This is a genomic window from Streptomyces abikoensis (assembly GCF_014648775.1).
GTDB lineage: Bacteria > Actinomycetota > Actinomycetes > Streptomycetales > Streptomycetaceae > Streptomyces > Streptomyces abikoensis.
In genome coordinates this window covers 47,337-72,409 of sequence record NZ_BMRT01000012.1, presented here as the reverse complement: position 1 = coordinate 72,409, position 25,073 = coordinate 47,337, and the positions used below count along the sequence as shown (strand labels likewise).

At 72.2% G+C, this 25,073-nt stretch carries 19 protein-coding genes; 8 read left to right on the top strand and 11 right to left on the bottom strand.

Translation table 11 applies throughout. The features are described 5' to 3' along the window. The first annotated feature begins 2 nt into the window (after positions 1–2). On the top strand, positions 3–1,625 hold the full coding sequence (locus IE096_RS28530; protein WP_189456573.1) for an NADH-quinone oxidoreductase subunit M: 1,623 nt from the start codon (positions 3–5) through the stop codon (positions 1,623–1,625). After that, positions 1,622–3,277: an NADH-quinone oxidoreductase subunit NuoN gene (gene nuoN / locus IE096_RS28525; RefSeq protein ID WP_189456571.1), complete on the top strand. Its 1,656-nt coding sequence runs from the start codon at positions 1,622–1,624 to the stop codon at positions 3,275–3,277. The genes IE096_RS28530 and nuoN overlap by 4 nt, the downstream gene beginning before the upstream one ends. Before the next feature lie 81 nt (positions 3,278–3,358). On the opposite strand, the gene IE096_RS28520 is transcribed toward nuoN, so the two are convergent. The 3 genes from IE096_RS28520 to IE096_RS28510 all read right to left on the bottom strand — a co-directional run bounded on the left by IE096_RS28520 (position 3,359) and on the right by IE096_RS28510 (position 5,917). Further along, complete coding sequence (locus tag IE096_RS28520; RefSeq protein ID WP_189456569.1) at positions 3,359–3,889, bottom strand: hypothetical protein; 531 nt, start codon at positions 3,887–3,889, stop codon at positions 3,359–3,361. Positions 3,890–3,962: 73 nt separating this feature from the next. After that, positions 3,963–4,733, bottom strand: a complete 771-nt coding sequence (locus IE096_RS28515; protein ID WP_189456567.1) for a GOLPH3/VPS74 family protein — start codon at positions 4,731–4,733, stop codon at positions 3,963–3,965. After that, positions 4,730–5,917: a fumarylacetoacetate hydrolase family protein gene (locus IE096_RS28510; protein ID WP_189456565.1), complete on the bottom strand. Its 1,188-nt coding sequence runs from the start codon at positions 5,915–5,917 to the stop codon at positions 4,730–4,732. Before IE096_RS28510 ends, IE096_RS28515 begins: the two co-directional genes overlap by 4 nt. A gap of 330 nt (positions 5,918–6,247) precedes the next feature. On the opposite strand from IE096_RS28510, the gene IE096_RS28505 reads away from it, so the two are divergent. The 6 genes from IE096_RS28505 (at position 6,248) to IE096_RS28480 (ending at position 13,541) form a co-directional block, all read left to right on the top strand. After that, entirely contained in the window at positions 6,248–7,540 is a 1,293-nt protein-coding gene (locus IE096_RS28505; protein ID WP_189456563.1) for a carboxylate--amine ligase, read from the top strand. 138 nt (positions 7,541–7,678) lie between these two features. Beyond that, the gene (locus tag IE096_RS28500; RefSeq protein WP_189456561.1) at positions 7,679–8,902 is read left to right on the top strand and encodes an FAD-dependent oxidoreductase; all 1,224 of its coding nucleotides are present in this window, start codon (positions 7,679–7,681) and stop codon (positions 8,900–8,902) included. A gap of 218 nt (positions 8,903–9,120) precedes the next feature. Then, the gene (locus IE096_RS28495; protein ID WP_189456559.1) at positions 9,121–10,134 is read left to right on the top strand and encodes a polyprenyl synthetase family protein; all 1,014 of its coding nucleotides are present in this window, start codon (positions 9,121–9,123) and stop codon (positions 10,132–10,134) included. 164 nt (positions 10,135–10,298) lie between these two features. After that, entirely contained in the window at positions 10,299–11,609 is a 1,311-nt protein-coding gene (locus tag IE096_RS28490) for a LolA family protein (RefSeq protein WP_189456557.1), read from the top strand. A 95-nt stretch (positions 11,610–11,704) separates the two neighbouring features. After that, positions 11,705–12,682 carry an ABC transporter ATP-binding protein gene (locus IE096_RS28485; RefSeq protein WP_229820669.1) on the top strand — a complete coding sequence of 326 codons (978 nt, stop codon included), beginning with the start codon at positions 11,705–11,707 and terminating at the stop codon, positions 12,680–12,682. Beyond that, complete coding sequence (locus IE096_RS28480; protein WP_189456552.1) at positions 12,669–13,541, top strand: ABC transporter permease; 873 nt, start codon at positions 12,669–12,671, stop codon at positions 13,539–13,541. Before IE096_RS28485 ends, IE096_RS28480 begins: the two co-directional genes overlap by 14 nt. A 36-nt stretch (positions 13,542–13,577) precedes the next feature. Here the strand turns inward: IE096_RS28480 and IE096_RS28475 are convergent, their stop codons facing one another. The 8 genes from IE096_RS28475 to IE096_RS28440 all read right to left on the bottom strand — a co-directional run bounded on the left by IE096_RS28475 (position 13,578) and on the right by IE096_RS28440 (position 24,961). Beyond that, positions 13,578–14,957 carry a M20/M25/M40 family metallo-hydrolase gene (locus IE096_RS28475; RefSeq protein WP_189456550.1) on the bottom strand — a complete coding sequence of 460 codons (1,380 nt, stop codon included), beginning with the start codon at positions 14,955–14,957 and terminating at the stop codon, positions 13,578–13,580. A gap of 111 nt (positions 14,958–15,068) precedes the next feature. Further along, positions 15,069–16,073, bottom strand: a complete 1,005-nt coding sequence (gene rarD, locus IE096_RS28470; protein ID WP_189456548.1) for an EamA family transporter RarD — start codon at positions 16,071–16,073, stop codon at positions 15,069–15,071. A 102-nt stretch (positions 16,074–16,175) separates the two neighbouring features. Beyond that, positions 16,176–18,140, bottom strand: a complete 1,965-nt coding sequence (locus IE096_RS28465) for an APC family permease (protein ID WP_189456547.1) — start codon at positions 18,138–18,140, stop codon at positions 16,176–16,178. Positions 18,141–18,230: 90 nt separating this feature from the next. Continuing rightward, a complete protein-coding gene (locus tag IE096_RS28460) occupies positions 18,231–19,280 on the bottom strand; it encodes a 2-oxoacid:ferredoxin oxidoreductase subunit beta (RefSeq protein WP_189456545.1) in 1,050 nt (349 codons plus the stop codon). Continuing rightward, entirely contained in the window at positions 19,273–21,246 is a 1,974-nt protein-coding gene (locus IE096_RS28455) for a 2-oxoacid:acceptor oxidoreductase subunit alpha (protein WP_189456543.1), read from the bottom strand. Before IE096_RS28455 ends, IE096_RS28460 begins: the two co-directional genes overlap by 8 nt. Before the next feature lie 186 nt (positions 21,247–21,432). Next, the gene (locus tag IE096_RS28450; RefSeq protein ID WP_189456702.1) at positions 21,433–22,092 is read right to left on the bottom strand and encodes a response regulator transcription factor; all 660 of its coding nucleotides are present in this window, start codon (positions 22,090–22,092) and stop codon (positions 21,433–21,435) included. Between the two features lie 156 nt (positions 22,093–22,248). After that, positions 22,249–23,583 carry a sensor histidine kinase gene (locus tag IE096_RS28445; protein WP_189456541.1) on the bottom strand — a complete coding sequence of 445 codons (1,335 nt, stop codon included), beginning with the start codon at positions 23,581–23,583 and terminating at the stop codon, positions 22,249–22,251. A 124-nt stretch (positions 23,584–23,707) separates the two neighbouring features. Beyond that, positions 23,708–24,961 carry a sensor histidine kinase gene (locus IE096_RS28440; protein WP_189456539.1) on the bottom strand — a complete coding sequence of 418 codons (1,254 nt, stop codon included), beginning with the start codon at positions 24,959–24,961 and terminating at the stop codon, positions 23,708–23,710. Positions 24,962–25,073 lie beyond the last annotated feature (112 nt).

The following is a 25,073-nucleotide window of genomic DNA, read 5'->3' as shown; positions in this document are numbered from 1 at the left end:
TCATGTCATTTCCCCTGCTGACGGCCACGGCGGCGGTGCCCGCGCTGGGCGCGGTCGCCACGGCCGCCGTCCCGGCCGAGCGGCGCGCGGCCGCCAAGTGGCTCGCGCTGGCCGTCTCGCTGGTCACGCTGGTGCTGGCGGCGACGCAGCTCGTGCGCTTCGACCCGGACGCGAAGGGCCCGTTCCAGCTCACCGAGTCGCACGCCTGGATCGCCGCGTTCGGCGTCCGCTACGACCTGGGCGTGGACGGCATCTCGGTCGTCCTGATCGGGCTGACCGCGCTGCTGATCCCCTTCATCGTCCTCGCCGGCTGGCACGACGCCGACCCCCTGGAGACCCACTCCTCGCGGTGGCGGCCCACCCAGGGCTTCTTCGCGCTGATCCTGATGGTCGAGGCGATGGTGGTGATCGCCTTCGAGGCCACCGACGTCTTCCTCTTCTACATCTTCTTCGAAGCCATGCTCATCCCGATGTACTTCCTCATCGGCGGCTTCGGCGACCGGGCGGGGGAGCGCGGCGAGGCCGAGAGCGCCACCCAGCGCTCGTACGCGGCGGTGAAGTTCCTGCTCTACAACCTCGTCGGCGGGCTGATCATGCTGGCCGCCGTCATCGGGCTGTACGCGGTCACCGCCGACCAGCTGGGCAGCGGCACCTTCTCCCTCACGGAGATTGTCCAGGCGCGGGCGGCCGGGAAGCTGGACTTCGCGACCACCACCGAACGGGCGCTGTTCCTCGGCTTCTTCTTCGCCTTCGCCGTCAAGGCGCCGCTGTGGCCGCTGCACACCTGGCTGCCCAACGCCATGGGCGAGGCCACCGCGCCCGTCGCCGTGCTGATCACCGCGGTGGTCGACAAGGTCGGCACGTTCGCGATGCTCCGCTTCTGCCTCCAGCTCTTCCCGGAGGCGTCGAAGTGGGCGACGCCGGTGATCCTCGTGCTGTCGCTGATCAGCATCCTCTACGGGGCGCTGCTGGCCGTCGGGCAGCGGGACATCAAGCGCCTGATCGCCTACGCCTCGATCTCCCACTTCGGCTTCATCGTCCTGGGCGTCTTCGCGATGACCACCCAGGGCCAGAGCGGCGCGACGCTCTACATGGTCAACCACGGGATCTCCACCGCCGCGCTGATGCTGGTCGCGGGCTTCCTGATCTCCCGGCGCGGCTCCCGGCTCATCGCCGACTACGGCGGGGTGCAGAAGGTGGCCCCCGTGCTCGCCGGCACCTTCCTGATCGGCGGTCTGGCCACCCTGTCGCTGCCGGGGCTCGCGCCCTTCGTCTCCGAATTCCTGGTCCTGGTGGGCACCTTCAGCCGCTATCCGGTCGCCGGTGCCGTCGCCACCGTCGGCATCGTGCTCGCCGCGCTCTACGTCCTCGTGCTCTACCAGCGGACGATGACGGGCCCGGTCGCCGAGCCCGTGCGGGAGATGCCCGACCTGCGGGCGCGGGAACTGGCCGTCGTGGCGCCGCTGATCGCGCTGCTGCTCTTCCTGGGCGTCTACCCCAAGCCCGTGACGCAGCTGTTGGACCCGGCGGTCGCGCACACCATGTCGCAGGTCCACGAGAGCGATCCCCAGCCCGCTGTGCATGTCAACGACGCCCACGTGAACGATGTGGAGGCCGCCAAGTGAGCCACGTGGAAACTGTCCACAGCCTGTGGACACTGGCGGCGGCCGAGGCGCCGAAGAAGATCCCCGGCCCGCACATCGAGTACGTCCAGCTGTCCCCCACGCTGATCGTGCTCGGCGCCGCGCTCCTCGGCGTCCTCGCCGAGGCCTTCCTGCCGCGCGGCGTCCGGCACCGCGCCCAGCTCGGGCTGGCCGCCCTCGGCCTGGCGGCGGCCTTCGCCGCCGTCGTCGCCCTGGCGGCGGGCGGCTACGCGTCGGACAAGTCCCACGTGGCGGCCATGGGCGCCGTCGCCGTCGACGGGCCCGCGCTGTTCCTGCAGGGCACCATTCTCCTCGTCGCCCTGGTGGCCGTGTTCACCTTCGCCGAGCGCCGGCTCGACCCGGCGGCCGACGGCCGGCCCGTCGACTCCTTCGCCGCGCAGGCCGCCGCCGTGCCGGGCGGGGACGCCGAGCGGGAGGCGGTGGCGGCGGGCATGGTCACCACCGAGGTCTTCCCGCTGGTGCTCTTCGCCGTCGGCGGCATGCTCGTCTTCCCCGCCGCCGACGACCTGCTGACGCTGTTCGTCGCCCTGGAGGTGTTCTCGCTCCCGCTGTACATCCTGTGCGGCCTGGCCCGCCGCCAGCGGCTGCTGTCGCAGGAGTCGGCCGTCAAGTACTTCCTGCTGGGCGCCTTCTCCTCCGCGTTCCTCCTCTTCGGGATCGCTCTGCTCTACGGCTACGCGGGCACCGTCACCTACGCGGGCATCGCCGACGTGGTCAGCGGCACCACGCGGGTCATGGACCCGGCGCTGGCGGGGAGCACGGCCAATGACGCGCTGCTGCTGGTCGGCGTGGCGATGGTGCTGATGGGGCTGCTGTTCAAGGTCGGCGCGGTGCCGTTCCACATGTGGACGCCCGACGTCTACCAGGGTGCCCCCACGCCGGTCACCGGCTTCATGGCGGCGGCCACCAAGGTCGCGGCCTTCGGCGCGCTGCTGCGGCTGCTCTACGTGGTCCTGCCGGGGATGCGCTGGGACTGGCGGCCCGTGATGTGGGGCGTCGCGATCGTCACGATGCTCGTCGGCGCGATCGTGGCCGTCACCCAGACCGATGTGAAGCGGCTGCTGGCCTACTCCTCCATCGCCCACGCGGGCTTCATCCTCGCCGGTGTCATCGCGGCCACCCCCGACGGCGTCTCGTCGGTCCTCTTCTATCTGGCCGCCTACTCCTTCGTCACGCTGGGCGCGTTCGCGGTGGTGACGCTGGTGCGGGACGCGGGCGGCGAGGCCACCCACCTGTCGAAGTGGGCGGGGCTCGGGCGGCGTTCGCCGCTGGTCGCGGCGGTCTTCGCGGTCTTCCTGCTGGCCTTCGCGGGAATCCCGCTGACCAGCGGCTTCGCGGGGAAGTTCGCGGTGTTCAAGGCGGCCGCGCAGGGCGGCGCGGCGCCGCTGGTCATCGTCGGCGTGCTGTCCTCGGCGATCGCGGCGTTCTTCTACATCCGGGTGATCGTGCTGATGTTCTTCAGCGAGCCCAAGGCCGACGGGCCCACCGTCGCGGTGCCCAGCCCGCTGACGTCCTCGGCCATCGCCATCGGCGTCGCGGTCACCCTCGTCCTCGGCCTGGCCCCCCAGTACTTCCTGGAACTGGCCGGTCAGGCGGGCGTCTTCGTACGGTAGTCGTACGACGTGACGGCGCCCGGCACCCCCGCGAGGGGTGCCGGGCGCCGTCATACGTCCGTCCGTACGTCAGGGGCGACGTCAGCCGGCGGGCTTGGCCGGGATGCCGGCCGGCAGGCCGGCGGGCAGACCCGCGGGCTTGCCGTCGGCGCCCACGGCCTTGGTGAGGGTGTCCTCCTTGCCGGAGGCCCAGGCGATCGTCAGCGACTTGCCGTCGAAGCTCTTGACGGTGCCCTTGCTGTAGTCGGTGCTGCCGTCCTGGCAGTGGGTGATCTCCAGCGTGACGGGCTGCGCGTTGTCGACGACGGTGCCGGAGCACGCCGTCTTCCCGCTGAGTCCCACCTTGTTGCCGGCGAACGACAGGATCAGCAGGCTCTGGTCGGACAGCTTGCCCTTCGACCAGCCGCCCTTGAGGTCGGCGGCCGAGACGCGCTGCGCGGGGGCGCTCGTCGCGGCGCCGCCCGGGGTGGGCTTGCCGCTGTCGGCGGTCGCCGGGGCGGTGGCCCCGGTCTCCTTGCTCTTGTCCCCGCCCTTGTCGCTGCTGCTGCCGCAGCCGGTCATCAGCACAGCGGCCACCGCGGCCGCCCCCGTGATCTGTACTGCCTTGCGCACGTGTGCGCCCTTTCTTTTGTCATGTCCCGACCCGGTGGGGCCGGGCACGACAAGCTAGCAGCACGCCGGTGGGTCAACCTCTTCCGCAGCCGCCCCCACCGCAGCCGCCACCGCCTCCGCAGCCGTGCCCGCCGGAGTGACCACCGCCGTCGCCACCGTCACCGCCGCTACTACTGCCGCTGGAGGAGGAGTCCGCCGAGACGTTGCGGTACACGGCGTAGGCGGTCCACTCGTCGCGCATGTGGCGCCGCAGCTCCTTGCGGTCGGCCCGGCGGCCCCAGCCCGGGTAGAGGGCCGCGCCGACACCGGTCGCGGACACCAGCCCGGCGAGCATCCGGTCCCGCCGGACGGGGAAACCGGCCTCCCGGGCTTCCGCGAAGCGCTGCCGGGCCGCGGTGGTGAGGTCGTTCGGCCCCACGGCGTAGCGCAGTTGCCGGACGACGGCGAACCGCTCCGGAGCCTTCGGGGTGAGGATCCCGCGCTCCACCAGTCCGACGATCCAGGGCTCCTCCACGTGCCGGGCGGCCGTCCGGACCCACCGGTGCGTCGAGGTACCCAGCCGGAAGAGGCGCGAGCGGCCCTTCGACCCGGGCTTGCCGAGCTCGGGCAGGCTCGCCAGCGGCAGGGCGAGCCGCTGGTCCGCCGGCGGGATGCCGGGGACCCTGACGGGGCCGCCGCGGTCCTCCGCCGCGAGCCCGCGCAGCTCCAGCTCGGCCAGGACCGCCCCGGCCAGGCCGTACGCCAGGTTCCGTGTGGCGCACAGCCGCTTGCCGTCGGACGGGGCGTGGGAGAGGAGTATCAGCTCCTCCGGCAAGGTGAGGCCGGAGGAGGGGGTGGTGCTCATGCGCCGGGCGCCGCCTCGCGCGCCGGGGCGATCCGCCCGGTGACCTCGCCCAGGCCGACGCGCGCGCCGTTCGCGCCGGGCGCCCACGCGGTGATGGTCACCACGTCGCCGTCCGCCAGCCAGGGGCCCTTGCCCTTGGTGAGTTCGAGCAGGCAGCCCAGCTGGTCCGGCTCGGGGCCGGAGACCGTGCCGGAGGCGTAGAAGTCGCCGGTGCGCAGCGAGGCGCCGTTGACCGTCATGTGGGCCAGCTGCTGGGCGGCCGTCCAGTACATGGCGGAGAAGGGCGGCCGGGAGACGAGCTCGTCGTTGATCCGCACCTCGATGCGCAGGTCGATGCCGCCGGGCTCGGCCTTCGCGTCGTCCAGGTAGGGGAGCAGCGGGTGGGTGCGCTCCGGCGCGGGCGTGCGCGCCGCGTCGAGGGCGTCCAGCGGGGTGATCCACGCGGAGACGGACGTGGCGAAGGACTTGCCGAGGAAGGGGCCCAGCGGCACGTACTCCCAGGCCTGGAGGTCGCGGGCCGACCAGTCGTTGACGAGGCAGACGCCGAAGACGTGCTCGCGGAAGGCGTCGAGCGGCACGGGGGTGTTCTCGGGGGCGGGGGTGCCGACGACGAAGCCGACCTCGGCCTCGATGTCCAGGCGCAGGGAGGGGCCGAAGGTGGGGGTGGTGTCGGTGGGGGCCTTGCGCTGGCCCTGGGGGCGGACGACGTCGGTGCCCGAGACGACGATCGTGCCGGCGCGGCCGTGGTAACCGATCGGCAGGTGCTTCCAGTTCGGGGTGAGCGGCTCCGGCGCGTCGGGGCGGAAGATGCGGCCCACGTTGGAGGCGTGGTGCTCGCTGGCGTAGAAGTCGACGTAGTCGGCGACCTCGAAGGGCAGCCGCAGCGTGACCTCCGCCAGCGGGTGGAAGTACGGCCCGTCCAGCCAGCCGCGGATCTCCGCGCGCACAGCCTGCCAGGTGGGGCGGCCGGCGGCCAGCAGGGGGTTGAGCGTGGGCGCGGCGAGCAGCTCGGCGTGGGCGGAGCCGTGGTCGGCGGCGGCCGCGGCGACGTCCAGGACGTACGCGCCGTAGCGCACGCCGATCCGGGGGCGGTCGGGAGCGTCCGCGGTGGTGAAGACGCCGTACGGGAGGGTGTCCGCGCCGAAGGGGTCGCCTTCGGGCAGCTCGGGGCGGTTCTGGGGCATGGGGACGCTGCCTCGCCTTCCGGTGAGCTCAGGGGCCTGATGGGCCCGGTGACCTGATCCACACAGTACTTACGTTTCCCTCCGCGATATAGGTTCGGCAGCCCCCGTGGGCCTGCGGTTCCGGCCGGGGGTCCGGGGGTTGTCCCCCGGAAGACACCGCAAGGGTGAAGCCGTCCGGGCACGAGGTGTCCGACAGGTGTCCGACCGCTGGCTAAAGGGAGGGCAATGTCCGGTAACTCCTTGCTGGAGTAGTCGATTCCGAAGTAGCGTCCTAAGTCGGGTCACACACAGTGGGGGGCCGCTGAGGCTGGGTGGCCGAGGGGGGTGCTGGTGGCGAGCAGGATCGCGCCCGTGGCGGCGGACCGGTCCGTACCCGGGCTGATTGTGAAGATCGGCGACTATCCCCTGCACCATGGCGGCGTCGGCGCCATCCGCAGCCTCGGCAGGCTGGGCGTTCCGATGTACGCCGTCACCGAGGACAGATGGACCCCCGCCGCCCTCTCCCGCTATCTGCGTTCCGGTTTCGTCTGGCCGACGACCGGTACGGAGCGGGCGGAGGAGCTGGTGGCGGGCCTGCTGGGGATCGGGCGGCGGATCGGGCGCCCGGCCGTGCTGATCCCCACCGACGAGGAGGCGGCGGTCCTGATCGCCGAGCACGCCGAGTCGCTCGCGGGCCGTTTCCTCTTCCCGCCCGTGGAGCCCGCGCTGCCGCGCCGGCTGGCCAGCAAGCAGGGGCTGCACGAGCTGTGCGTGGAGCACGGGGTGCCCGCCCCGGCCACGCTGTTCCCCGCGTCGTTCGAGGAGATCGAGAAGTACGCCGCGATCGCCACGTACCCGGTCGTCGCCAAGAACCGCGAGGCGTTCGAGCGGCGGCGGCGCCCCGCGGTGCACGGCACCACCCGGATCGGCGGGCCGCGGGAGCTGCTGGAGCTGGCGCGCGGCTGGGGGCCCTCCCCGGGGGTGATCCTCCAGGAGTACCTGCCGCGCGAGGACGCCGAGGACTGGATCGTCCACGCCTACTTCGACGCCGAGTCCACCCCGCTGGCGATGTTCACGGGCGTGAAGGTGCGCTCCTGGCCGCCGCACGCGGGCATGACCGCCAACGCCTACGTCGTCGACAACCCGGAACTGGCGGCCATGGCGGCGCAGTTCATCAAGCAGATCGGCTTCTGCGGGATCATCGACCTGGACTGGCGCTTCGACCGGCGTGACGGCCGGTACAAGCTGCTGGACTTCAACCCCCGCATGGGCGCCCAGTTCCGCCTCTTCGAGAACGAGGCCGGCATCGACGTCGTCCGGGCCCAGCACCTGGACCTCACCGGCCGGGCCGTCCCGGAGGCCGAGCAGCTCACCGGCCGCCGTTTCATCGTGGAGAACATCGACCTGCCCGCCTTCGCCGCCTACCGGCGCAGCGGCTACACCACGCCGCACGCCCCCGCCCGGGCCAGCGGCACCGAGCTGGCGTGGGCCGCCCGTGACGACATGAAGCCCTTCTTCACCATGCTCGCCCGGTTCGTACGACCGGGTGCCCGGCATCTGTGGCAGCTGTGGCGCAGCCGGCGCCGCGCCGCCTCGGCTGCCTCGGCCGCTTCGGCGGCCTCGTCCGTCGAGCACCACCGATAACGAGCACCAGCGATAGCGATCAGCACCGATAACGATCTGCACCGATAACGAGCACCAGCGGTAACGAGCACCACCCGAGAACGCGACAACGCCCGTATTCGCCACGCCGAACACCCCGCGTGCCCTGGGAGGGGATCCGTGACACTTCCCGTAGCCGTCATCGGGGCCGGTCCGTACGGCCTCTCGACCGCAGCCCACCTCAAAGCGCGTGCCGTGCCGACACGCGTCTTCGGCTCGCCCATGGTGAGCTGGCGGGAGCACATGCCCGCCGGGATGCTGCTGAAATCCACTCCCGCCGCCTCCGACATCGACGCCCCTCAGCCCGGTCACACCCTTTTCGACTACTGCCAGGACGTCGGCGAGCGCCGCTTCGAGTCCGACTGGGACGCCATTCCGGTGGAGACCTTCGCCGGGTACGGGATGTGGTTCCAGCAGCGGCTGGTGCCCCAGCTGGAGCGGGAGCGGGTGGTGTCGGTCGACCGGCGCGGCCCCGGCGGTGGCTTCGAGCTGAAGCTGGACTCGGGGGAGCAGTTCACGGCACGGGCCGTGGTCGTCGCCACGGGGCTGAGCGGGCTCGCCCAGCTGCCGCCCGAGCTCGCGGCGGCCGTCCCGGGCGGGCCCTCGGCGAGCGGGCCGATCTCGCACAGCTCCCAGCACCGCGACCTCTCGCCGCTGGTGGGCAAGGACGTCGTGGTCGTGGGTGCCGGGCAGTCGGCGCTGGAGACCGCCGTGCTGCTGGCCGAGGCGGGCGCGGCGTCCGTACGGGTGCTGGCCCGGCGGCGGGGCGCGGTCCGTTTCGGTGCGGCGCCCGACGGGCAGCCGCTGTTCAAGCCCGACACCCCCTTCGGGCGCGCCTGGTCGCTGTACGCCTTCTCGTACTACGCGGACGGCTTCCGCCGGCTGCCCGCGCCCACCCGGCAGTACCTGGTGCGCCGGGTGCTGGGGCCGCTGGGCGCGTGGTGGCTGCGCGAGCGCTTCGTGGGCCGGGTGGAGGTCACCGAGGGGAAGCGGATCGTCCGCGCCCGAGTGGAATCAGGCCGTCCAGTTCTTACGCTGACAGCGTCGGGCGACGGCCCCGACCGGGACGGCACCGAGAGCGAACTCCGCGCCGACCACGTCATCGCCGCCACCGGCTACCGGATGGATGTGGCGGCCATGGACTTCCTCGGCACCGGGCTGCGCACCCGCCTCCAGGTGAGCGCCGGAGGGCCCCGGCTGATGGCCGGATATCGCTCCTCCGTACCGGGACTGCACTTCACCGGCCTGCCCGCCGCCGCCAGCTACGGGCCCGTCATGCGCTTCGTCTGCGGCACCGCGTACGCCTCCCCCCGGCTGGCCAGGGCGGTGGCGGGGCTGGGGTGATGGCCCGTGGTTTAGGGGGCCGTGCCTTTCAGGGGAGTATTGGCTGGAAAAAGAACAGTGGCCCCGGCGCTGCCGAACGGCGGCGCCGGGGCCACTGTCCTGCTGTGGTGGCTGAGGGTGCCCACGGTGATCGACAGCCGACCGGATACGCTGACTTTTGGTGAAGACAGCGACACATCGACAATCCCCGTGTTCGCAGGCAGACAGGAGTGACCCTCGTGACCGTCGTCGGGCCTTTCTTTGGGCTGAGCGTGCGGGACCAGGCTCTTGAAGCCGATGTCCAGGCCGGGTTGGCCGCTGTCGAGGAGGGCCTCATCGAGGCCACCAAGAGCGGCGTGCCCTTCATCACCGAGGCCGCCCAGCACCTGGTCAAGGCCGGAGGCAAGCGGTTCCGCCCCCTGCTGGTGTCGCTCGCCGCGCAGTTCGGCGACCCCTACGCCCCCGGCGTGGTGCCCTCGGCCGTCGTCGTCGAGCTCACCCATCTGGCCACCCTCTACCACGACGACGTCATGGACGAGGCCGACGTCCGCCGCGGTGTGCCCAGCGCCAATGTGAACTGGGGCAACTCCGTGGCCGTCCTCACCGGCGACTTCCTCTTCTCCCGCGCCTCCCGGATCCTCGCCGATCTCGGCCCCGAGGCCGTGCGGATCCAGGCCGAGGCCTTCGAGCGCCTGGTCACCGGCCAGATCCTGGAGACGGCCGGCCCCCAGAACGGCCGCGACCCCATCGACCACTACCTCGACGTCCTCGCCGGCAAGACCGGCTCCCTGGTCGCCGTCGCCGGCCGCTACGGCGCCATGATGTCCGGCGCCGACGAGCGCATCGTCGAGATCCTCACCCACTACGGCGAGCGCCTGGGCATCGCCTTCCAGCTCGCCGACGACGTGCTGGACATCGCCAGCGACTCCCACGAGTCCGGCAAGACCCCCGGCACCGACCTCCGTGAGGGCATCCCCACCCTGCCCGTCCTCCACCTGCGGGCCCGGGCCGCCGCCACCGGCGACCCCGAGGACCTGGAGCTGTGCCGGATGCTCGAGGGCGACCTCGACGACGACGCCCGCCACGCCGAGGTGCTCCGCCGGCTGCGCGCCCACCCGGCGCTGGAGCAGGCCCGCCGGGACACCGTCCGCTACGCCGAGGAGGCGCGGGCCACCCTGGCCCCGCTGCCCGCGTGCGCCGCGCGGACGGCGCTCGAAGAGCTGTGCGACGCGGTGGTGCACCGCGCGGGCTAGCGGCCGCGGCTGATGGCCCGACGGCTCCGGGGGAACTCCGCCGCTCGGCTCGCGCGTCATACCCAAGGCGTACGGGGAGTTGATCCCGTCGGCTGACGACGGGAAGCCGCCACCCTGATGGAATCGAAGGGTAAGGCCGCTGCCGACGACGGAGGGTAGAGCACATGGCAGGGAACCAGCCGACATCAGAGGTCCAGGACTTCGAGGGCCCGGCCCGGCGCCGTCGCAAAGCCGTCCGCTACGCCGTGCCGGTCGCGGTGGCGGGCGTCGCGGCGGCCACGATCGGGATCGGGTCGGCGCTCGCCAGCACCGGTGACCCGGATCTGCCGAAGATCAGCGCGCAGGACCTCATAGCCAAGATGGCGCAGTCGGACACCCAGCAGATGTCCGGAAGCGTCAAGATCAACACCGATCTGGGCCTGCCCTCGCTCCCGTCGGGCCTCTCCTTCGGCGACGGGGGCAACAAGGGCGAGGGGAAGAAGGGCGGCTCCGCGCCGTCCCCGCAGTCCAAGCTCACCGAGCTCGCCGCCGGTTCGCACACCCTGCGGCTGGCCGTGGACGGCCCCGACAAGCAGCGGGTGTCGATCGTCGAGCGCGCCGCCGAGTACAGCGTCGTCCGCAACGGCGACGAGGTGTGGGCGTACGACAGCTCGAGCAACACCGTGCACCACTCCAAGGCGCCCGAGGCGCAGCGCAGCCACGGCAAGGGCGCCAAGGACGACGTCCTGCCGAAGGACCTGGGCGGCGCCTCGCCGCAGGAGCTGGCCAAGAAGGTCCTCGCCGCCGCCGACGAGACCACGGCCGTCACGGTCGACGGCACGGCCAAGGTGGCCGGCCGGGACGCCTACCAGCTGCTGATCAAGCCCAAGGCGGACGACACGACGGTCGGCTCGATCCGGATCGCGGTCGACGCGAAGAACGGCGTGCCGCTGAAGTTCACCCTCGCGGCGAAGGGCGGCGGCAAGGCGGTCGTCGACGCGGCCTTCACCAAGGTCGACTTCGGCAAGCCGGGCGCCGGTACGTTCGACTTCACCCCGCCCAAGGGCGCCAAGGTGACCGAGGGGGGCGCGGCCGGTCACGACCAGAAGGCCGACCGCGACCACAAGGCCGACCACAAGGACGGTCGTGAGGGCGGCCTCCCCGGGATGCTGGGCATGCCCGGCACCGACGCGGCGGGCGCCGGCAAGTCGAAGGTCCTCGGCAAGGGCTGGAGCTCCATCGCCGAGTTCGACGCGGGCAAGGACGCCGGGTCCGCGCTGAACGGCAAGGGCGCCGGGAAGAAGAGCGCGGGCGGCAAGGGCGGCGCGGACGCGCAGGCCCTGCTGGACGGCTTCGGCACCAAGGTCTCGGGCGACTTCGGCTCCGGCCGCGTCTACAGCACCCGGATCGTCAACGCCCTGATGACGGACGACGGCAAGGTCTACATCGGCGCGGTCACCAAGGACGCGCTGGTCAAGGCCGCGAACGCGAAGTAAGCAGGCTGCTGCTCCTGCCATGGCCCGCGGGCGCCGGCGTGCCCGGCGCCCCAGGGCCACCTGGTGGCGCCGGGCCGCACGCGAGAGGAGACACCGTGGAGGGCCGGTCCAAGCCGGGTCCGTGGCCCGGGGCCGTGGGGGAGGGTGCCGTGATCGAGACGGCCGCGCTGACGAAGCGCTACCGCGGCGGTCAGCTCGCCGTCGACCGGCTCGACCTCGTCGTGCCGCGCGGCAGCGTCTTCGGCTTCCTCGGTCCCAACGGTTCCGGGAAGACCACCACCATCCGGATGCTCATGGGCCTCATCGAGCCCACCTCCGGTGCCGCCCGGGTGCTCGGCCAGGAGATGCCGCGCGCCGGGCGGCGCGTCCTGCCCAGGGTGGGGGCCCTGATCGAGGGCCCCGCGCTCTACGGCTTCCTCTCCGGCCGCGACAACCTCCTACGGTTCGACGCCGCCGACCCCACCGCCGCCCCCCGCACCCGCGCCGCCCGCGTCGGCGCCGCGCTGGAACGGGTGGGGCTGACGAGCGCGGCCGGGAAGAAGGCCCGCGCCTACTCCCTCGGCATGAAGCAGCGGCTCGGCCTGGCCGCCGCCCTGCTCCGGCCGCGCGAGCTCCTCGTCCTGGACGAGCCCACCAACGGCCTCGACCCGCAGGGCATGCGCGAGATCCGCGCCCTGGTGCGCGGGCTGGCGGCGGAGGGCACCACGGTCTTCCTCTCCTCCCACCTCCTCGACGAGATCGAGCAGGTCTGCACCCACGCCGCCGTCATGGCGCAGGGCCGGCTCCTCACCCAGGGCACGGTCCGGGAGCTGGCCGCCTCGGCCCGCGCCCGGCTGGCCGTCACCACTCCCGACACGGCGGACGCCGTGCGGGTCCTGAAGGAGCACGGCGTGCACGACCTGACGGTCACCGACGACCGCGTCACCGGCGAACTTCCCCCCGTGGACCTCGCCGACCTCAACGCCGCGCTCGTCCGGGCGGACGTGCGCGTGCGGTCCTTCGGCACCGAGCGCGCCTCGCTGGAGGACGCGTTCGTCGCGCTGACGGGGGAGGGTTTCGATGTCGCGGGCTGAGACACTGCCGATCGGGATGCCGTCGCTGTCGCTGTTCCGCAGCGAGGTGACGACCACCTTCCGGCGCTGGCGCACCCTCGCCCTGCTGGGCGTGCTGGCGGCCGTGCCGGTGCTCGTCGGCATCGCGGTGCGGATCGAGACGAGCCGTGGCGGTGGCGGCGGGCGTGGCGACGGTGGCGGTGGTGGCGGTCCGGCGTTCATCGGGCAGGTCGCCGGGAACGGCCTCTTCCTCGTCTTCGCCTCGCTCGCCGCGACCCTGCCGTTCTTCCTGCCGATGGCGATCGGGGTGATCGCGGGCGACTCCGTGGCGGGCGAGGCCTCGGCGGGCACGCTGCGCTATCTGCTGGTCGCCCCGGCCGGGCGGACCCGGCTGTTGCTCGCCAAGTTCACGACGACCGTCCTCTTCGCCTTCGCCGCCACGCTCGTCGTCGCCGCCTCGGCGCTGGCGGTGGGCGCGCTGCTCTTCCCCGTCGGCGAGGTGACGCTGATCAGCGGCACGACCGTGTCGTTCGGCGAGGGGCTGCTGCGCGCGCTGGCGATCGCCGGGGTGGTCGCCCTGTCGCTGACCGGGCTCGCGGCGCTGGGGCTGTTCGTCTCGACGCTCACCAACAGCGGGATCGCGGCGATGGCCACGACGGTGGGGTTGCTGATCACGGTGCAGATACTTGATCAGTTTCCGCAGTTGAGTGCGGTGCAGCCGTATCTTTTTCCGCACTACTGGTTGGGGTTCGCGGATCTGTTGCGGGATCCGGTGTACTGGGATCAGATCGCGCGGAACCTGGGGTTGCAGGCCCTTTACGTGGCCGTCTTCGGTTCGGCGGCGTGGGCGCGCTTTACGTCACGGGACGTGACGGTGTGAGCCTCCGCCCCGGACGAGGTCCGGGGCGGAGCCCGGTCAGAACGTGAGCTTCCAGCCCGCCACGTAGCCCTCGTCCTGGGCGGCGACGTCCTGGACGCGGAGTTTCCACGTGCCGTTCGCGGTCTCCGTCGAGGCGTTGACCGTGTAGGTGGTGCTGATGTCGGCCGCCGAGTCGTTCGAGTCGGCGGACTTCAGCCGGTAGGCGCGTCCGCTCGGGCCGACGAGGTCGACGTTCAGGTCGCCCCGGTAGGTGTGCTTGATGTCGACGCCGACCTTCAGCGCGCCGGGCGCGTTGCCGGTGACGCCGGAGACGGAGATCGGGGACTCCACGGCCGGGCCCGCGTCGGGGATGGCGACCTGGGCCTTGCTCTCGAAGACGGTGCCGCTGGGCGGGGTGGTGGAGCCGCCGCTCAGGTTCCAGATGGCGTAGGCGATCGCGTCGCTGTTGTTGTCGAGCGCCGTGTCGTTGATGTTCGAGATCGAGTCGCACGAGGCGTGGTAGCAGCGGTCGAACGCCAGGCCCGACGTGCCGCCCCACTTCTGGGCCTGCTCGGCGGTCTTGATGTAGTCCGCGCCGCTGAAGAGGCCGCCGACGGCTATCCCCGCGTTCTTGAAGGGCGCGTGGTCGGAGCGGCCGTCGCCCTCGGTCTCTATCTCGGTGGGGATGTTGCGGGTGGCGAAGAAGTCCTTGAAGACGCCTTCGAGCCGCGTGTCGTCGTCGTAGACGAAGTAGCCCGGGTTGGGCGAGCCGATCATGTCGAAGTTCAGATAGCCGTCGATCTTCGAGCGCTCGGCGGCGGGCAGGTTGTTGACGTAGTACTTCGACCCGACCATGCCCAGCTCCTCGGCGCCCCACCAGGCGAAGCGGAGGTGCTTGTCGGGCTTGTAGTTCTGCTTGGCGACGGTGAGGGCGACCTCGAGGATGCCCGCCGAGCCGGAGCCGTTGTCGTTGATGCCGGGGCCCCGGGTGACGGAGTCGAGGTGGGCGCCGGCGAAGACGACGTGGCTCGTGTCGCCGCCCGGCCAGTCGGCGATGAGGTTGTAGCCGGTCGAGCCGGAGGAGGTGAACTGCTGGACGGTCGTGGTGAAGCCGGCCGCGTCCAGCTTGCCCTTCACATAGTCGAGGGACGCCTTGTAGCCGGCGCGGCCGTGGGCGCGGTTGCCGCCGTTGGCGGTGGCGATCGACTGGAGCTGGGTCAGGTGGGCCTTGACGTTGGCCCCGGATATGTCCGGTGCCGCCACGGACTTGGCGGCGGTGCTCCGGCCGGCGGTCGCGGTGGTGGGAGCCGCGGTCGCCGGGACGGAGGAGATGCCCAGGAGGGCCGCCGTGACGGCCGCGCCCGAGGCGAACAGGGCGGCGGTGGCGGTACGGGCTCTTCGGGGCGGGGTCAGGGCTGGTCCGTTGAGTGCAAGCATGGGGGGCTCCCAACTCTGTTTGACGTGGCCATGATGTTGAGGGCCCCCTGAAAGCACGTCAAGAGCGCGTTTCGGACACCGATCACCGGTTTCCGGATATCGGTCGTCCGCTCAACCGCGCTGAGCTGTGGTTTCTGTGTCCTGAGAGGTCTCAGTGGCAATTGTGTTTTCTGTGTTGCCAGTTGTGACCGTCCGCTCCTGGGCCTCCTTCAGCTCCACCCGGGACTGCCGCGCCGTGCGCAGCCCGTCCCAGGTGAGCACGGCCAGCGCGAGCCAGACGAGCGCGAAGCCCGCCCAGCGCTCCGCCGGCATCGCCTCGTGGAAGACCAGCAGCCCCAGGGCGAACTGGAAGACCGGCGCCAGGTACTGGAGCATCCCGAGCACCGACAGCGGCAGCCGTACCGCCGCCGCGCCGAAGGAGACCAGCGGAATCGCGGTGATCACACCGGTGCCCAGCAGGAGCAGGGTGTGCCCGCCGCCCTCGGAGACGAAGCTCGACTTCCCCTGCGCGCCGAGGACGAGCAGCACCACGAGCGCCGGGAGGAACTGCACGGCCGTCTCGACGGCCATCGACTCCAGGCCGCCCAGCCCCACCTTCTTCTTCACCAGGCTGTAGGTGCTGAACGTCGCCGCGATGGTGAGCGCCACCCACGGCGGCTTGCCGTAGCCCACGGCCAGCACGATCACCGCCGCGACGCCCACGCCGACCGCCGCCCACTGCGCCGGGCGCAGCCGCTCGCGCAGCACGAGGACGCCCAGGCCGATGGTGGCGAGGGGGTTGATGAAGTACCCCAGGGAGGTCTCCACGACGTGGCCGGAGTTCACGGCCCAGATGTAGACCCACCAGTTCACGGAGATGACGGCCGCGCCCACCGCCGCCATCGCCAGTCGTTTGGGCTGCCGCAGCAGCGGGCGTATCCAGCCCCAGCGCCGGGTCAGGGCCAGTACGGCCGCGACCGTGACCAGCGACCACACCATGCGGTGGGCGAGGATCTCGACCGCCCCGGTGGGCTCCAGCAGCGGCCAGTAGAGGGGGAACAGCCCCCAGATGCCATAGGCGGCCACCCCGTAGAGCAGCCCTGCGCGGGATTCCTGGGGTGATGGCTCGGGTGACACGGGGTCCCTCCCTGGGTGCGGCGACGGCGACCTAGCGACGGTAGACCCCGGCGCGCGGGACTGTCATGCCCGTATCGCATTACGGTCGTGGTACGCCCCCGCTTACGGTCGTGGTACGCCCCCCGCGCGGACACGTTGCATCGCGGTGGTGACGTCGAAGGGCAGGATCGTCACCGCCACGTTCGGCAGCTGCTCCAGGACCCGGGCCATCTCCTCCGCCGTGCCGCGGTGGAGCAGCCGGCCCAGCGGGGAGCGGTAGGTGCGGCGGGGGATCAGCAGGGTCAGCGCTGTCGTGCCGTCGGCCGTCGTCCGGGCGGCGTGCCCGGCCACGGCGTGCCGCAGCCGTCGGTCGGGGCAGTCCACGAGCTCCAGCGGGACGGTCGTGCCGGACGAGGCGTCCCAGCGGGCCACCAGCCGCCGCGCCCGGGGCTCGTCGATGACGAAGTGGAGGGCGCGCACCTCGTCGGGGCGCACCTCGTGGGCGTACTGCAGGGCCTTGATCGTGGCCAGGTCGAGGCTGTCGACGAGGACGTGGACGACGTGCCGCCGCCAGTGGGGGCGGTCCGAGACGAACGCGGGGACGTTCTCCAGGGCGGCGGCCTCCTCCCGGTACTGGCGGTTGATCCGGATCAGCGCCCACACCCCGAGCGGGAAGACCACCACGACCAGCCAGGCGCCCTCGGTGAACTTGGTGATCGCGAAGATCACGACGACCAGCGCGGAGACCACGGCCGCGGCGAGGTTCGTCGCCGTCTTCCAGAGGGACTCGCGGCGCCGCCAGTAGTGGGCCGTCATCCCGGCGCCCGCCATCGTGAAGCCGGTGAAGACGCCGATGGCGTACAGCGCGACGAGCTTGTCGACGCTGGCGCGCGTCACCAGCAGCAGGGCCAGCGAGACGACGGTGAGGCAGATGATCCCGTTGGAGAAGGCGAGCCGGTGCCCGCGCCGCATCAGCTGCCGGGGCAGGAAGCGGTCCTCGGCGACGAAGCTGGCGAGGAAGGGGAAGCCGGTGAAGGGCGTGTTGGCGCCCGTGTAGAGGATCAGCGCGGTGGCGAGCTGGACGTAGACGAGCCCGGCGGTGCCCGCCCAGCCGCCGCCGAAGACCAGACGCGCCTCCTGGGCGAGGACGGTGGGGTTGCCGTCGGTGTAGGGGATGGCGTGGGTGAAGTGGGCGAGCGCGGAGACGCCGAAGACCATGACGCCCAGGACGCAGCTCATCGCGGTGAGCGTCCGCCGGGCGTTGACGCCCTGGGGGCGGCGGAAGGCGGAGACGCCGTTGGAGATGGCCTCCAGGCCGGTCAGGGAGGAGCCGCCGTTGGCGAAGGCGCGCAGCACCATGAAGAGCGACGCCCCGTACAGCCAGCCGTGCCCGGGCTCGCCCAGCGGGACCGCGCCGTGGGCCCGGACGTCCGCGTGCGGCAGCCCGCCGTCCAGCGCCCGCAGCAGCCCCACGACCAGCATGGCCGCGACGGCGAGCATGAAGAGGTACGCGGGCGCGGCGAACGCCCGCCCCGCCTCCCGCACCCCGCGCAGATTCCCGTACATCAGCACCACCACCACTCCCGCCGTGATGGGGAGCTTGAGGTGGTCGATGCCGGTGTAGCCGTCACCGGTGAGGTGGGCGAGGGAGATGAGGGCGTCGGTGCCGGCGGAGGTCTGTACGGCGACGGTGACGATGTAGTCGACGAGCAGCGCCACCGCCGCGATCTGCGCGACGCGCGGCCCGAAGTTCTCGCGCGCGACGACGTACGAGCCGCCCGCGCGGGTGTAGACGGAGACGACGTCGCGGTAGGAGAGCGTCAGGAGCAGCAGGACCAGCAGGATCCCGCCGGTCACGGGCATGAGCAGCGTGAACGCGGCGACACCGGCGACGGGGACGAGGATGCGCAGTATCTCCTCGGTGCCGTACGCGGTCGACGAGATGCAGTCGGAGGCGAGGACGCCGAGCGCCATCGGGTTGGACAGCTTCTCCTGCGAGAGCCGCTCGGTGACCAGCGGAGGACCGAGGAACGCGCGCTTCAGTCGGTAGGCGAGGCGGTCGCGGACGACGGGTTCGGGCTCGGCCATGTTCATATGAGAACGGCTGCCCAGCCGCCGGGGCGTCAGACGCCCCGCCGGACGGGCCGAAAACAGCCCGTCCGGCGTTTGGGCCCAGACTTACCCGACCACCGTCCAGGTGTCGTTCCCGCCCAGCAGCGCGGCCAGGTCGCCCTTGCCCTTCTGCTCGACGGCGGTCTCCAGCTGCTCGGCCATCAGCGCGTCGTAGACCGGCCGGTCGACGCTGCGGAAGACGCCGATCGGCGTGTGGTGGAGCGTGTCCGGGTCGGCGAGGCGCGAGAGCGCGAAGGCCGTGGTCGGGGACGCGCTGTGCGCGTCGTGGACCAGGATGGACGCCTCGTTCTCCGGCGTCACCGCGACGACCTTCAGATCACCCGTCGCCGGATCCCGCACCACGCCCTTCTCGCCGTCCACGCCGAAGCGGATCGGAGCGCCGTGTTCGAGGCGGATGACCGCCTCCTCGGCCTGCTGCTTGTCCTTCAGGACGTCGAAGGCGCCGTCGTTGAAGATGTTGCAGTTCTGGTAGATCTCCACGAGCGCCGTGCCCGGGTGGTCGGCGGCCTGCCGCAGGACCTCCGTGAGGTGCTTGCGGTCGGAGTCCACCGTGCGGGCGACGAAGGACGCCTCCGCGCCGAGCGCCAGCGACACGGGGTTGAAGGGCGCGTCCAGGGAGCCCATGGGCGTGGACTTGGTGATCTTGCCGACCTCGGAGGTCGGGCTGTACTGGCCCTTGGTCAGCCCGTAGATCCGGTTGTTGAACAGCAGGATCTTCAGGTTGACGTTCCGCCGCAGGGCGTGGATCAGGTGGTTGCCGCCGATGGACAGCGCGTCGCCGTCGCCCGTGACGACCCACACCGACAGATCGCGGCGCGAGGTGGCCAGGCCGGTGGCGATGGCCGGGGCGCGGCCGTGGATGGAGTGCATCCCGTAGGTGTTCATGTAGTACGGGAAGCGGGAGGAGCAGCCGATGCCGGAGACGAAGACGATGTTCTCCTTCGCCAGCCCGAGCTCCGGCATGAAGCCCTGGACGGCGGCGAGGATGGCGTAGTCACCGCAGCCGGGGCACCAGCGCACCTCCTGGTCGGACTTGAAGTCCTTCATCGTCTGCCGGGCTTCGGCCTTGGGCACCAGCTTCAGCGCCTCAGTCATCGATGGCCTCCTTGAGCACGGTGGCGAGCTGCTCGGCCTTGAACGGCATTCCGCTCACCTGGGTGTACGAGCGGATGTCGACGAGGTACTTCGCCCGCAGCAGCGTGGCGAGCTGACCGAGGTTCATCTCCGGTACGACCACCTTCTCGTAACGCCCGAGGACCTCGCCGAGATTCCCGGGGAAGGGGTTGAGGTGGCGCAGATGGGCCTGGGCCACCGCGCCCCCGCCCGCCCGTACGCGCCGTACCGCCGCCGTGATGGGGCCGTAGGTGGAGCCCCAGCCGAGCACCAGCGTGCGGGCCTGGCCCGACGGGTCGTCCACCTCGACGCCGGGGACGTCGACGCCGTCGACCTTGGCCTGGCGGGTGCGGACCATGAAGTCGTGGTTGGCCGGGTCGTAGGAGATGTTGCCCGTGCCGTCCTGCTTCTCGATGCCGCCGATGCGGTGCTCCAGGCCCGGGGTGCCCGGCACGGCCCAGGGGCGGGCCAGGGTGTGGGGGTCGCGCTTGTACGGCCAGAACACCTCGGTGCCGTCGGCGAGGGTGTGGTTGGGCCCGGAGGCGAACTGGACCCGCAGGTCGGGCAGCTCGTCCGGCTCCGGGACCCGCCAGGGCTCGGAGCCGTTGGCCAGGTAGCCGTCGCTCAGCAGGAAGACCGGCGTCCGGTAGGTGAGCGCGATCCGGGCCGCGTCCAGGGCGGCGGCGAAGCAGTCGCCGGGCGTCCGGGGGGCCACGATCGGCACGGGGGCCTCGCCGTTGCGCCCGTACATCGCCTGCAGCAGATCGGCCTGCTCGGTCTTGGTGGGCAGGCCGGTGGAGGGGCCGCCGCGCTGGATGTCGACGATCAGCAGCGGCAGTTCGAGCGAGACGGCCAGGCCGATCGTCTCGGACTTCAGGGCCACGCCCGGGCCGGAGGTGGTGGTCACGGCGAGCGCGCCGCCGAACGCCGCGCCCAGCGCCGCGCCGATGCCGGCGATCTCGTCCTCGGCCTGGAAGGTGCGCACGCCGAAGTTCTTGTGCTTCGACAGCTCGTGGAGGATGTCCGAGGCCGGGGTGATCGGGTACGAGCCCAGGTAGAGCGGCAGGTCCGCCTGGCGGGCGGCGGCGATCAGGCCGTAGGACAGCGCGAGGTTGCCGGAGATGTTGCGGTAGGTGCCCGGCGGGAAGGCCGCCGTGGCGGGCGCGACCTCGTAGGAGACCGCGAAGTCCTCCGTCGTCTCACCGAAGTTCCAGCCCGCCCGGAAGGCGGTGACGTTGGCCTCCGCGATCTCCGGCTTCTTGGCGAACTTCTTCCGCAGGAACGCCTCGGTGCTCTCGGTCGGCCGGTGGTACATCCACGACAACAGGCCGAGCGCGAACATGTTCTTGCTGCGCTCCGCCTCCTTGCGGGAGAGGCCGTACTCCTTGAGCGCCTCGATGGTCAGCGTCGTCAGCGGCACCGGATGGACGTTGTAGGCGTCCAGCGAGCCGTCCTCCAGGGGGTTGCTGTCGTAACCCACCTTCGCCATGGGGCGCTTGGTGAACTCGTCCGTGTTGACGATGATCTCCGCGCCGTGGGGCACGTCCGCGATGTTGGCCTTGAGCGCGGCCGGGTTCATCGCGACCAGGACGTTCGGCGCGTCGCCGGGGGTGAGGATGTCGTGGTCGGCGAAGTGCAGCTGGAACGAGGACACACCCGGGAGGGTGCCGGCGGGGGCCCGGATCTCGGCGGGGAAGTTCGGCAGGGTGGAGAGGTCGTTGCCGAACGACGCCGTCTCGGAGGTGAACCGGTCCCCGGTGAGCTGCATGCCGTCACCCGAGTCACCCGCGAACCGGATGATCACCCGGTCCAGCCGGCGTACTTCCTTGGCGCCGTCCGGGCCGTCGGTCGGGCCGCGCTGTCCGGCGAGGCGTTCACGGGCGTCGGCCTCGCCGCCCGGACCGTCGGGTGCGGCCTCTTCGGCCGGGCTGCTGACCTGGCTGGTCACTGCTTCGGACCTCCCTCGTGGCGGCGCCGGCCGGACGATGGCGCCGACCGGCGATCCCACGGCCATCGTACGTGGGCAAGGGCAGCCTTCCCCGAGCGGATCAACGAATCAACCGCGGACGGTAACGCTCCGGTCGGTGCCCTCGCCGTCACCGGGCTCTTCGGGTGGTCAGGACTCTTTGGTCTGTCAGGACCGCAGATACGTGAGCACCGCCAGCACCCGGCGGTGGTCGCCCTCGCTCGGGGAGAGGCCCAGCTTCAGGAAGATGTTGCTGACGTGCTTCTCCACCGCGCCGTCGCTGACCACGAGCTGCTTGGCGATGGCCGAGTTCGTCCGGCCCTCGGCCATCAGGCCGAGGACCTCCCGCTCGCGCGGGGTGAGCCCGGCGAGCACGTCCTGCTTGCGGCTGCGGCCCAGCAGCTGGGCGACGACCTCGGGGTCCAGCGCGGTCCCGCCGCGCGCGACGCGGACGACCGCGTCCACGAACTCGCGGACCTCGGCGACGCGGTCCTTCAGCAGATAGCCGACGCCCCGGGTGCTGCCGGCCAGCAGCTCGGTGGCGTACTGCTCCTCGACGTACTGCGAGAAGACCAGCACCCCCAGCTCCGGGTGGTCGCGGCGCAGCCGCACCGCCGCGCGGACGCCCTCGTCGGTGTGGGTCGGGGGCATCCGGACGTCCGCGACGACCACATCGGGGAGGGCGTCGGCGGCGGAGAGCTCGGCGATCGTCTTGAGCAGCCCCTCCGCGTCGCCCACACCCGCCACGACCTCGTGCCCCAGATCGGTGAGCAGCCGGGTCAGGCCCTCCCTGAGCAGCACCGAGTCCTCGGCGATGACCACCCGCACGCTGTCGTCCGCGATCACGTTTTCTCCTGCCCCCTGGTGTTGCTGCCGACGTGGTTCGTACCGCGTCAGCATCGCAGCATCCGGGGGCGGAGCGTGCGGCGCGTGGCCGGGGCGGCCGGGGCGGGGTGTGCGCGGGGGCGGGTTGTGCGCGGGGCGCTAGCCCCGGGCGCGCCAGGGCAGCTCGGCGGTGACGGTCGTCGGGCCGCCGACGGGCGAGTCGACGACCAGGAGCCCGTCCACCGAGCCCAGCCGCTCGGCGAGCCCCGCCAGGCCGCTGCCGCTCGTGGTCCCGGCGCCGCCGCGTCCGTCGTCCCCCACCCGCAGCATCAGCCGGTCGCCCGAGCGCCAGACGTCCACCTGGGCGGAGCGCGCCCGGCTGTGCTTGCTCACGTTCTGGAGGAGTTCGGAGACGGTGAAGTAGGCGATGCCCTCGATGGCGGGCGCGGGGCGGGAGTCCAGGTCCACCTCGGTCGCCACCGGCACGGTGCAGCGGCCGGCCAGCGAGGCGAGCGCCGGGCCGAGGCCGCGGTCGGTGAGGATCGCGGGGTGGATGCCGCGGGCGAGGTCGCGCAGCTCCTGGAGGGCGAGCTTCACCTCGCCGTGGGCCTCGTCGACCATGCGGGCGGCCTTCTCCGGGTCCCGTTCCACCAGCTCCTTCGCCAGGCCCAGCTCCATGGCGAGGGAGACGAGACGGGCCTGGGCGCCGTCGTGGAGGTCGCGCTCGATGCGGCGGAGGTCGGCGGAGGCGGTGTCCACGACCACGCCCCGGTCCTCCTCCAGCTCCCAGACGCGCTCCGCCAGCCGCGAGGGCCCCAGCAGCCCGCGCACCAGCAGCCGGTCCACGTGCGCCAGGCCCCGGATCACCCACGGCGTGCCCAGCACGAGGAGAAGGCCGAGGGCGCAGGTGATGCCGATCGTGAAGGGGGAGTCGACGTAGAAGTGCCGGCCGCCGGTCTCGCCGTAGATCTGGATCCCGGGCTGGTGCGCGAACGTGGGCAGCGTCCACTGCCAGAGCGGGTAGAGGAAGGTGGTCCAGCCGACCGACCACAGCACCAGCGACAGGACGAACGTGAACAGCGCCCACGGGAAGTGCACCACCGCGTAGAGCAGGTGCCGCCAGGACGTACCGCTCTTGAACAGCGCGCCCACCCACGCCATCGGGCCGGGGCCGCGCCCGTCGCGGCGCCGCCGGACCCGGACCGGCTCGGGCTCGGCGATCTCCAGCCGCAGCAGCCCCCGGGCCCGCGCCCGCTCCAGGACGCCCAGCCCGCGCGCGGCGGCGAGGGTGGCGGCCAGCAGCGGCACGCCGACGAAGGTGACCAGCGTGCCGACGCCCGCGGCGGTCAGGGTGACGGCGAGCGCGAAGGCGACGGCCGCGATGGGCAGGCTCGTCATCAGGTAGAGGAACTCCCGCCAGGTGCGGCCCTCCAGCGGGGCGCGCAGCACGGCGGGGACCCGGTGGGGTCGTCCGGTCGCGTGGTCGATGGCCATGTCGTCCTGTCCTCGTGCTGTCCTCGTGAGCCTGTGTCCTGTCCCGTCCAGGCTCTCCCGGCGGGCGGCCGGGGACCATGAGGCGGGTGGGTGTCCTCGGGGTGGGGAAAGCCCCACCCCCGGGCTAGGGACGGCCGCCGGTACGGCTCTCGCTCCGGCTCTCGGTGCGGCTCCGCCAGGGCAGCTCGGCCGTGACGACCGTCGGGCCGCCGGCGGGGGAGTCCACGACGAACAGCCCGTCCACCGAGCCCAGCCGCTCGGCCAGCCCGGCCAGCCCGCTGCCCCGGGCGGTCGAGGCACCGCCCCGCCCGTCGTCGCTGACCCGGATCAGCAGCCGGTCCTCCGTACGGTCCTTCGCGCCGTCCGTAGCGCGCCACAGCTCGACCTCCGCCGTCCGGGCCCCGCTGTGCTTGCTGATGTTCTGCAGCAGCTCGGAGACGGTGAAGTAGGCGATGCCCTCGATCGCGGGCGCCGGACGGGACTCCAGGTCCACGGCCACCTTCACCGGCACCGTGCAGCGCCCGGCCACCGACGTCAGCGCCGGGCCGAGGCCGCGGTCGGTGAGGATCGCGGGGTGGATGCCGCGGGCGAGGTCGCGCAGCTCCTGGAGGGCGAGCTTCGCTTCGCCGTGCGCCTCGTCGACCATCCGCGCGCCCGCCTCCGGGTCCTCCAGCAGCCGCTCCTTCGCCAGGCCGAGCCCCATGGCCAGGGCGACGAGACGGGCCTGGGCGCCGTCGTGGAGATCGCGCTCGATACGGCGGAGGTCGGCGGCGGCCGTGTCCACGACCACGCCCCGGTCCTCCTCCAGCTCGGCGATCCGCCGCTCCAGCTCGCTCGACGGCGACAGCAGCCCGCGCACCATCGCCCGGTCCACATTGGTCAGCCCCCGCGCGATGTGCCCCAGCACCGGCCACGCGACGAAGAGGGACGTCAGCGCGATGGCGAACGTGAGAACACCCCATGGCAGTCGTATGAACGCGTACAGCGTGCTCCGCCAGGCCACCGGATCCTTCAGCGTCATCCACATCCGGTTGAGGAAACCGCGGGCACGGTGCCGGGGGAGCGGGCTCGGCTCGTCGATCCGCACGCCCAGCAGCACCCGCGCCCGCCACCGCTCGGCCCTGCCCAGCACCCGCGCGCCCATCAGGCCGGCCGCCAGCAGCGGCAGCCCGACGACCGTGACCGACAGCAGCGCGCCCGCGTAGAGCCACAGGGAGACGTAGACGAAGCCGAGGATCCCCTCCAGCAGATTGAGGTGGAGGTGCGCGACCTCCTTCCATGTCACGGAGCCGAAGGCGAAGCGCGCGGGAGGCAGCCGGTCGTCGTCCTCGGCGGCGACCTGGACGGCGTGGGAACGGGTGCGGGTACGGGCGGTCATACGGCAAGCGTGCCCTGGTCAGGACCGCCGCCGCCATGGGGGCCGTGGGTGCCGCGGGGTGGGGATAACCCCACCCCGCGCCCGCCGGGGCGGATCGTCCCGGGCGCCACAG